The following is a 262-nucleotide window of genomic DNA, read 5'->3' on the forward strand; positions in this document are numbered from 1 at the left end:
GAAGTAGCACTGGGTAAGAACGCAAAAGTGATCGCGGTAGCTGCGGGTTATAGCCGTTCTGAACCTGAAAATTGGCAAACCAAGCCGGATTACATTGCTAACCGTGTCGATGATCTTTCAATGATTATTGGCAAATACGTTTAATCAGTAACGCTTAGTCGAAAGTGGCTAATTTAAGGAAGAATAATGAAACCAAAAGACGTGGTATTAGGATTTTGGGATGCAATGCGCACCAACGATTTTGCAAAGGCAAGTGAATGGC

Annotated in this window: 2 pseudogenes; both read left to right on the forward strand. The window is 42.4% G+C overall.

Annotated features, from left to right (window positions below):
- Positions 1-144 (forward strand): annotated as a pseudogene (locus AB4653_RS26665) (HAD family hydrolase); the annotation flags it as partial.
- A 42-nt stretch (positions 145-186) separates the two neighbouring features.
- A pseudogene (locus AB4653_RS26670) lies at positions 187-262 on the forward strand (nuclear transport factor 2 family protein); the annotation flags it as partial.

The organism is Vibrio sp. 10N.222.48.A3 (genome assembly GCF_041475345.1).
GTDB lineage: Bacteria > Pseudomonadota > Gammaproteobacteria > Enterobacterales > Vibrionaceae > Vibrio > Vibrio tasmaniensis_A.